The sequence below is a fragment of the Shewanella sp. 10N.261.52.F9 genome, from assembly GCF_041471165.1.
Classification (GTDB): Bacteria; Pseudomonadota; Gammaproteobacteria; order Enterobacterales; family Shewanellaceae; genus Shewanella; species Shewanella marinintestina.
In genome coordinates this window covers 1-9,813 of record NZ_JBFRNX010000039.1, presented here as the reverse complement: position 1 = coordinate 9,813, position 9,813 = coordinate 1, and the positions used below count along the sequence as shown (strand labels likewise).

General features: G+C 38.5%; 10 protein-coding genes. All 10 read right to left on the bottom strand.

Annotation, left to right across the window (positions count from 1 at the left end; all coding sequences use genetic code 11):
* On the bottom strand, positions 1 to 275 hold a 275-nt coding region (locus AB4298_RS20570), incomplete at its 3' end, for a hypothetical protein (protein ID WP_371988224.1).
* Positions 276 to 831: 556 nt separating this feature from the next.
* Positions 832 to 1,938, bottom strand: coding sequence for an IS91 family transposase (locus AB4298_RS20565; protein WP_371988223.1), 1,107 nt, complete (start codon positions 1,936 to 1,938; stop codon positions 832 to 834).
* Positions 1,935 to 2,825 (bottom strand): tyrosine-type recombinase/integrase, encoded by an 891-nt coding sequence (locus tag AB4298_RS20560; RefSeq protein ID WP_371988221.1) that lies wholly within the window; start codon positions 2,823 to 2,825, stop codon positions 1,935 to 1,937. Before AB4298_RS20560 ends, AB4298_RS20565 begins: the two co-directional genes overlap by 4 nt.
* A 49-nt stretch (positions 2,826 to 2,874) precedes the next feature.
* Complete coding sequence (locus tag AB4298_RS20555; protein ID WP_371988219.1) at positions 2,875 to 3,063, bottom strand: hypothetical protein; 189 nt, start codon at positions 3,061 to 3,063, stop codon at positions 2,875 to 2,877.
* Positions 3,064 to 3,200: 137 nt separating this feature from the next.
* Positions 3,201 to 4,106, bottom strand: coding sequence for a hypothetical protein (locus tag AB4298_RS20550; RefSeq protein WP_371988217.1), 906 nt, complete (start codon positions 4,104 to 4,106; stop codon positions 3,201 to 3,203).
* A complete protein-coding gene (locus AB4298_RS20545) occupies positions 4,106 to 4,786 on the bottom strand; it encodes a tetratricopeptide repeat protein (RefSeq protein ID WP_371988216.1) in 681 nt (226 codons plus the stop codon). The genes AB4298_RS20550 and AB4298_RS20545 overlap by 1 nt, the downstream gene beginning before the upstream one ends.
* Positions 4,787 to 4,898: 112 nt before the next feature.
* Complete coding sequence (locus AB4298_RS20540; RefSeq protein ID WP_371988215.1) at positions 4,899 to 5,381, bottom strand: hypothetical protein; 483 nt, start codon at positions 5,379 to 5,381, stop codon at positions 4,899 to 4,901.
* Between the two features lie 214 nt (positions 5,382 to 5,595).
* Complete coding sequence (locus tag AB4298_RS20535) at positions 5,596 to 6,030, bottom strand: type III secretion system chaperone family protein (RefSeq protein WP_371988213.1); 435 nt, start codon at positions 6,028 to 6,030, stop codon at positions 5,596 to 5,598.
* A gap of 340 nt (positions 6,031 to 6,370) precedes the next feature.
* On the bottom strand, positions 6,371 to 6,817 hold the full coding sequence (locus AB4298_RS20530; protein ID WP_371988212.1) for a hypothetical protein: 447 nt from the start codon (positions 6,815 to 6,817) through the stop codon (positions 6,371 to 6,373).
* 250 nt (positions 6,818 to 7,067) lie between these two features.
* A complete protein-coding gene (locus tag AB4298_RS20525) occupies positions 7,068 to 8,903 on the bottom strand; it encodes an ankyrin repeat domain-containing protein (RefSeq protein WP_371988210.1) in 1,836 nt (611 codons plus the stop codon).
* Positions 8,904 to 9,813 lie beyond the last annotated feature (910 nt).

Here is a 9,813-nt window from a genome sequence, read left to right as displayed (position 1 = left end):
TGTATTTTGACAAAGGTCGGGCCCTGCTCAACAATCGATACTAGGCCATTAGGATCAACCACATCAACAAGCGTCCAGTCATCGTCGCCTGCGACATGCGTAGCAAAATCAACCGTCAGCGTTTGTCCTTGTACCAACTCGTGTGCAAAGGGGGTTAACTCCAACCCAGTTTCTGTTTGTGGGTAAGAGAAAGCATTTGACGAATCCTCACATCCAGCAATAAATAACACGGCAACTAAGCTAGATATTGCCATTTTATTACGACTTAACAACATATACGTCTCCTATCCTCAATTGCGGGGATATTAGACGTTTATGCCACTAAAACAGATAGCAACTAAATTTAAAAAATACATCCAAATGCTAAGCATTATAAAATTTAAATTTTAAACCTACTTAAGCGTATGTTTAGAAAAGGAGCTATGTTAACTTTACTAAAATAAGTTAACGTTATCTTTTGTTTTCTAAGGTCCAGATTCTTGCCAAAGAGTCAGTCCTTCGTTAATACTAAAGCAAAATCCTAAAGTGAAAGATGCTATTGAACATATAACAAATATGGATAGGCCGCGCGCAGCCGCGTCCTTATCCCGAGTGTTGAACAAGCCCGGGGTTTGATACCTTTATATAGTAAATAGCGGCGTGAGAGCTCACGCTGGTTTAGGTCGAGAAGCTTAATTTACACTTTTGGCTAGCCATAGCTGTCCCTTAGCACCGAAAGCCAATAAGTAAGTCCATAGTTTCAAAGGCTTAATCACCTCCAGCGTTTCAATTCTAGCGTTCTAAAATTTCAAAATTCTGCTATCTTACCGCTTAAACAGTGGCGTTAGATTGCTAAGTGCTCCGGCTATGAAAGCTTGTCAGTCGCACCTGCTTGTTTCCATGCACGCCCATAAATGTCATCGGCTGCTGGCAGCAAGGGCAAGGCCGTATTGCCGCAATGCGCTTTACCTCTTCAACTAGGGGACTTCCTACTACTTGAGGCAGCGCCCCTGCGACAGCGAACATCAACTGTATTTGTTGTCTCAGCTTGCGAAAGTTCCCGCTAAGTAATCCATAATCTCGTACTCGGCGTAACCCTTTGGGTAAAACATGCTGCAGCACTAACCATAGGAACTCTATCGCGGGTAAGGTACGCACTTTATTGGTCTGAGTTTGGCTGTCCAGATACTCGAAGCTGACGTGCCCATCGATATTACTGATGATATTTTTATCAGGCAATACACCGCGATAGAGGTATCTTGATAAGTACTTCAGTGCAGGTAAGCCTTTGCCAACATGCTGGCAATCTACCACCCACTTCTTTGGGGTTGCTGCTGGCAGTGTGATATCTAGCTTATTTGTCAGGTATTCCAGCAACCTTGCTCGCCACACTGTGGCGAGATTAAAAGCGTTGAATAGATATTTACCTCTGCTTTTTTTCCACTGTTTTTTGTCTTTGTTGAAGCTTCCAGCGGGAATGATGAAATGAACATGCGGATGGTAGTCTCGGCGTCTGCTGTGGGTATGCAGTACTCCCGTGAAACCTATCTCTCCGCCAAGTGATTTTGAGTTATGTGCAAAGTCTTTAAGTACACTGGCCGCAACTGAAAACATAGCTTGGTAGATCAACTCAGGTTGATGTTTTGCAATGACTCGAAGCTCAAAAGGTAAAGTGAACGTCACCATGTAATACTCAACGGGCAATAGCTTAGCCTGTTGTTTAACTAGCCAGTCTGCCGTGGTGTTGTGCTGGCATTGAGGGCAGCTCCGGTGACCACATGAGAGTGGATAATCAGTGGTATGAGTACAACTCTGACATGCCCAATGACTCGTGCGTTCCGTATTGGTGCGGCAGCTGAGCATAGAATAAATGGCTTGTCGCATCGCGGTTGTTATCTGTTGCTCGTATGCCTGATTAAACGCATCAAGATGAGCATGTAAAATATCGACGAACTTCATACGCCACACTCCCATTTCAGCGCTAAACCATCCGTTAGCTGGTTAATTGCTTCGACCGTGTTCTTGCGAGTGATCTGGGTAAGTCGTGTATAGCGTGCAGTGGTATTAAGGCTGTTATGGCCGAGCAGACTTTGAACAGAGCGCAGATCTAATCCTTGTTCTAGTAAGTGAGTGGCATAGCTGTGGCGTAGATTATGCGGGCTGATAGATTTATGAATATTGCACTCAGCAATCACTTTTTTTAGTGCTTTCTGGATCCCGCCTTTGTCCATTAATGAGTCAGGCTTACTATCTTTACCGGGAAATAAGTAACGGGGATGACGATGGATTTGCCAGTAATAACGCAGCGCTAGCAAAGTACGTTTAGGCAACGGAACCAGCCTGTCTTTGCCGCCTTTAGCGTTACGAACATGCACCTGCATTAACTGTGAATCGATATCCCCAACTTGCAAAGATATGCCCTCACCAAGCCTAAGCCCCATGCTGTATAGCACCAAGAAGAACACCTGATAACGCATTTGGTGAGTAAGGCTAATGACGATAGCCACTTCTGCAGGGGTCAGAATATCGGGTAAGTGTGTTACCTGCGGCGGCTTAACGATATTGAGCCACTGCCACTGCTGGTTAAGCACATGGCGGTAGAAAAACTGCAGACCGTTACGGTCGAGCTTAACCGTACTCCATGAGTGTGATGCAATCAGTTGAGCGAAGTAGCGCTTCAAATCGTCGGTGCTCAGGTTATCAGGGCAACAGTCAAAGAAAGCGGCAATCCGCCGTACAGCTCGGCTATAGGCATCGATAGTTGCGGGTCGCTTGCCTTGCAGTGTTAAGTTGGTAAGATGTTGTTCATAAAGAAAATCAAAGCGTTGTTGTTCGGATGTGTTCATGACAATACTCCTAGATTTGCGACCAAGGCAGGTCACCTCTAGTAAGTATTTAGGATGGGAAAGCAATGAGGCTTGTTATCTCTTCTGCCGCAGCGCGGCTTCGTTCAACAACTACAACAACCTTTTTACCAGATGACAAACTCGTATTGATTAGCACGAAACACAGGCTCAAGAGAAAGCCACCTAATAAGAATTGCCCTCCTTTAATGATACCTAAAACTAATAACCCAAACCCCATATCAACTCCGTAATATTAAACAGCCACTTATGTTAAACTTAACGATTATATAAACAGATTCACATAGCATTACTCAGAGCTAGATCTTATACCATGCTATGTCGGAAGTTTAATACCTCTATACTTTCAAAAAGCTGTTACTTAAGCTCCAGGCTCTCAACATTAAAAGCAATTGCAGAAGACTCTCCTTGCGCTACAGCTCTTATGCCTGGATGAATAACTTGCCAGTAGGCTTTATCCTCTAAACAAACAGCGCCATAGAAGTGCTCAACATTCACGCCGCCCTTACAGTGTTTGCTCCAATAATCTCGACTTTTATCGCTAAAGACAATATCAATTTTCACCTCTTCAGCAGTAATAACATGGAATAAGTTACTGCCGCCAACAATAACTCCACAACTTAAAAAAACATTAACCACCAAGATGGCAATAACTTGTTTGGTGGTACTTTGCCTTACTAGTGCAACCTGTTCTTTCTTCTCCTTCAGCAACCTGCTAATAATTAGTATTGGCAAACTCATAACATAAGTAATAGCAGCAGCTACATAAGCACTTTGGAAGAAAACTTCTCGCCAAATCAAATTAGGAAAAAATCCTAGTGACATAAACCCAAAAGAAGCCACACACAAATACGCGATGACGGTGTATTTTATTACTTGCATAAGTTTGGTTTGTTTAGGGAAATAGTATTCAATAAACTCCCTTTCACTTTGCCTTAAAAGTTTCTGCAAATGCTGTTCTAGTTCTTCGAACCTCACATAACCAAACACCTTTTGCTGCTCTCGGTCTTTACCATTGTTATAATACAACGCCAACAACCCTTCTTCTTTATCCAGCAGTTCATAAGTGAAGGTAATTTCTACCAGCCTAAATTTTGCTTGAATAATCAACGTAGGCATTGTAAGAACATCATTAGCGTCTACCAAAGCTACGCTATCTAGGATATCTTTAAGTTGAGCCTTTAACCCAGCCAGAGTAGTTTCTTCACCAAACAGCTGAGTTTGGCCAGATGCTAACTCCAACGAAAGTGTGGTTATCTTCATTATTTCAATACCTTTTCTAATGGTTTGCTGAGCTGGTCATCATCCCAGTGATGCTTTACTTTAGTGTTTTTATAATTTTGGTCAGCATTAGCTTTTTCTGCTGGCGATAAGAGTGCGCTAGCTTGTTTTACTAGACTTCGTGACTTTGAAAAGCCATTAGCTCGAGCGTACATAGCCCAAAGGTAAGCCTCTTGATAATCACCAGTATTAAAATGGAAAGTAGCTAAGTTGTGCTGAGATGGAGGGAAAGACTGCGTTGCCGATTGTAAAAGCCAAAATAGCGACAATGATGAACTTTGATCTACACCATGACCGAATTGATATAGCAAACTTAAATAGTATTGAGCAAAGGCATTATCGCTATTTTGGTTAAACCAACGATATGCTTGCTGGTAATTGTTAACAGTTGTCAGATCGTAGAAATAGACTGTAGCTAGTGCTAGTTGACTTACCACATCACCTTGATAAGCTGAAGGCTCAAAAAATGCCTTTGCTTCAAGATACTTTTTATTCTTAAAGAGAGTCATACCTAACTCTTTAGCCTCTTTAGTGGGTACTGTATTACTGTATTTCTCTATACCACTGAGGGCTATGGGCGGTGCACTAAACAGTAAGTATAAGGGTATCGAAATACCGAAAAATATGGCGTAGCCTAACCCTTTTTTTATTAAGTCTATCATTGCTTTATATTTACCAAGTAGAGTTTGCACATTATAGAGTAATTAAGCGCAAGCTTGATTACTCTATTTTTAGCGCTTTTAAGTTTTAAATATTTTCCGATTTTAAAGCACACTAACTACCAAAAACAGCGTGACTTGTAACAACTCTAAGGTCTATATTTTTATTGTCAGCAATTTGCTCTAGTGTTTGTGTATACTTCATACCATCTCCACAAAATAGCGTTGCACTATCAGATATATATCTTGCTCCCGACACAACGCTGTCGCATATCCCCCTTTCGACAAGTCGGTTAGCAAATAGCAGTAGTAGTTTCTGGTGTTCAATGTTTTTGTCAGTGATACGTTTAAAAAGAATCCTATCCTCGTTTTTAAAGCTAGAAACAAGTTTGACTCTATTAGGATTGAGTTCATACAAACTCACTTTTGCTGTTTCACGGTTTAACCTAATATAAGTATTGCCACTAAATCCAGACGCTTTTACTTGATATACAACATCGAAATATCGAGGACTTCGAGATCTAGATACACCGAATGTTCCACCATTAACTTTCTTCGTATATTCAATGCTTTTTTCGTCATTACCAATATATAGCAAAGGATAATCAGGATTTGAACCATAGTATTCAAATAGTGAAGCAATGTTTTTCAGTCGTAGTTTATACTCCTTTTCAGTTTCAGGTTCATACTCAATTGTGAAGGGTTGCTTTACTTTACTGACAAAAACTTCTACCTCAGCGACTACTGAAATGGAAAATGAAAAAAAAGTATAAAACTAATATTTCTGAATATAATTTCACTTCCCAGCCAATTCATAATTTACATCCTTTAGATTTGTTAATAATTTCAAAAAACTTTATTACAGCATTTTCCCAGAGCAAGAGTGAATCGATCACCTTGAATTCTCTAATATCATCATGAATAGGCATAAAATACTCTAACATATAGGATTCATATGCAGTCCCATATTGATCAATAAATAATTTTGAATAAGGACTCCGTTTATTCCAGTCATTAACAAGGGTTAAATCGTAATAATTGCTTGGGCATTCAAATGTCATCATAAATTGATAACCAAACACTTGAGGAGAAAATTCAATTTTATAAACAAAAAAATCTTGACCAAATACAATCCCTAAAGACATATCACCTACATATTCTACTGGGCCTAGAACCTCTAAGTATGGTGTAAGTTCTTTGATATTTGTAATCGAAACCATTTGCTGATCTTGAACTTTATATGACAATGATTGACATCCAGTTAGTATCAAAACAATTAAAAAGCAGATTGATATTTTAACCATCAGATGGAATACTTATAATTCATTAAAAATACCGTTATAAGAATAGGTATCAATAATGACAAGGTACCTACTATATAAACAAAGCTACGGCTTAACAGTAGTAAAGTACGATTACTGCTATTATCATTAACTCGATATGCGATAAGGTTACTAAATAAACCTATAACAGCCCAAAACCCGAATGGAAAATAAATATTTTCACCGAACACCATATAATAATAAACATATATGCCAAGCAAGCAAATAAAATGTGCGATGATACATAAGCCTAGAACTTTCATAATTACCCACCTTTAAAAATTAATTCTTCAGCAACCTTAATAAGGTCGAACATTACAACTTCTTTAGAAAGTTTTTCAAGCTCAACTTTATCCAAACTTTTAACAAATTCATTGCTTGGTGGTTGGAAATAAATAAAACCTTGTAGGATACTCTCAAGAGTGGCAATTTCAGCTTCATCTAATACTTTCTTTAAGGATACTGTTTCAAGTTCAGTACACTCGTACTGCTTTAAATTGTGCAAATAAATAAATACTGCTTTTTGCTCTTCGATTTTCAGCGACTCAAACCACTTTGACGAGGGAAACTGTACACTAGATTTTTTTGCATCGGCGTCGCATTGCTTCCACTTTTTATCCCAGCCGACCAAATAATTAAGTTTAGTTGCACAACCCGTTAGCAATACCACACTAACCAACAAAGCTTTAACTTTATAAAAGTTTATGTTCATAAACCTTGAAAACCTCATTATTTAATTGCATGTTGTAATCAACATGCTTTAAAAAATAAATTTTATCGATTATATAAACGGATTCACATAGCATCACTCAGAACAAGAACTTATTCCTTGCTATGTCAGAAATTTAAACATCTTATTCATTGCTTAACCCTCATTGACAACCTACACACTTGACATTGCTTGAATATAGTCATCAGTAGTGTTACTGCCTTAGATGCTTTCAAAGTTGTTGCTACCTTCCTTATTCAGGAATATTCACATCTACACCATTACTTTTAAGAAACTCTAGAAAGTATTGTCGTTCAACACCATAGGGCTTCAAGAATCGTAAAGCGGACTCGATATTTAATGAGTTCAATACAACTTCATCTCCCAACTCATTTCGCAAATATTCAAAAACCGTAACTTTATTATTTAAGATTAAGTGTTCTAAAATAGAATTATTCAGCTTAGCTTCAGATTTTATTAGTAATTTGATGATACCTAAGTTTTCCTGGTCTTTATATCGGCGACCTTGAATGGGGTTAACAGCATGCATTAATGCCGTATCACCATTTTTAACCACAAGATTTACATTGCCACCAGATTCAATCAAATAGTCTACGACATCCAAATGTCTATATACTGAAGAAGTCATCATTGCGCTTCTTTCGTTATATACAGAATTGACATCCACGCCTTGCTCTTCAACAAGGTAACTAGCAACATTCAAATTCCCTCCCCAGGCCGCAGACTCTAAAAATAAAGCAAAGTCATCTTTACTAAAAAAATTCTTCGGTACGTTATCCGTTAAAAAAGAAACTATTTCAACATGCCCATGAAGTGCCGCAACGTTAATATCTTCCACATCAATTTTTGCACCATGCTTGACTAACGCCTTTACATAATCCAGTTTTCCAGAGCTACTGGCGCCATATAAAACACTACTACCAAATCTGCTGGTAGCATTGACATTAACACCATTTTCTAAAAAATATTGAAACATTAGAGAGTCGTTGTTTGACTCTATACGGGACAGAGGTGATTCCCCAGACATTGTCTTAGCATTTAAGTCAGCACCTTCATTGACTAAATTACGGACAACATCCATGTTCCCTGCAATAACTGCATACATTAACGCGGTCAAACCGTCTGAATCGATACGATTAACATCCGCACCTTTTTCTAATAGGAATTTGACGGTTTCAACATCGTCTTTAACTGATGCGACCATTAATGGGGTCGTATTAGGAGTCCCTATCCATGTAAACGACTTATTTGCATCAACACCCTCTGATATTAAATATTCAACAGAGGGGAATTGCGACGAGGTGAGGGCATGTAAGAATAATTCTTGAAGATACTCTTCTCCTAGTTTTTTATCGACTAATAAATATTTTAATACATCGATAGCGCCATTCTTAACTGCAATAATTGTTAATTTTTTTTGCGTGTCCGGAGTTAAATTCTTTTGAAACACAATATCAATCATCTCTTCTAGAACATCTGGGTGGTTATTGTGCGCTGCCACCTCTAATACTCCCCAACCATTATTACTAATCGCATTAATATCCGCACCGTTGGCGATAAGATAATTAACCTTATCTAGCTCCCCGTGCTCAACGGCTATCATCAAAGGGGACCAGCCACGAGTGGTTTGCGCATTAATGTCCGCGCCATTATCAAAAATGTATGATACAAGTGCTAAATCACTAGAGGGAATTGCTATCATCAAAGGTGAATGCCCAGTCTTAGACTGTGAATTAACATTTATTTTGTGCTCTATTAAGTGAGAAACCAACCCCTTATCACCTATATCAACTGCCATCATAAGTGCGTTAACTTGAGAGTTCGATACGGCATGGATATCAGCACCATTTTGAATGAGGAAACGAGCTACGTTTGCTGTTTCCGATGATAATAAAGCACTCCAGCCGTCACGGTCTTGAATGTTTATATCAGCTCCTTGCCTAACCAATTCACTTACTCTGTCAAATTGACCTTCGTACGCCGCCACAATTAAAGCCGTACGCCCTCTTTCGTCTACTTTATTAATGTTATTTGGGTATCTGTATTCATTCATATCTTCTTTATTCATTAGTGGAGAAGTGTTTGCTATAGAGGGTTGGATTGTCATGATGAAACATAAAGAAGCAAGTATTAACAGAATATGACACCTGTTAGTGCTTTGCTTTACCCTAGTTGTTTGCGATAGTGACATACTATTTCCATAAACTCTTATTGACGTATTTTGTCAGTTCTAAACATAGGCAATCAACGTTCTCATACCGCGATAAATCTGCTGTATTGCCATTAAGTGTTATTAATTGAATTAATTTGATTTCATCGTTAGTTGTTTTAACATTTATCCATTTAACCTTGTCCCATGTCATTGTTTCTTTCACGTCAACTTCATGCGAAACCAAACCCTCTTCAATAACTTCTATATAATGGCACTTGCAATAAGCTAAAAAGTCATAACAACTCTTTAAGTTAACTAATGCACAACACATACCTACTCCAAACGTATATAACAAAATATTTAATGGAAGATGTGTACCTAAAAAACTCGTTATGACGATTAACAATAATGGCCAAAAAAAATAGTATGATTATAGGGAAGCGCCATCTGATTTTTGTGAATTTACTGCTTATTCTAAACTTCACAGGAATATAGCTAAACAATGGATAGGTACATGATCATACAGCTAGCCCTTCGTTAATACTAAAGCAAAATCCTAAAGTGAAAGATGCTATTGAACAAATAACAACTACAATAACCTTTTTACCAGATGACAAGCTCGTATTGATTAGCACGAAACACAGGCTTAAGAGAAAACCACCTAATAAGAACTGCCCTCCTTTAATGATACCTAAAACTAATAATCCAAACCCCATATAAACTCCTTAATATTAGACAGCCACTTATGCTAAACGCACTTATTCGATTGTTAAAACAACTCTGCGATTAGCGGCTCTTCCCTCGACTGTTTGGTTATCCCCAAAAT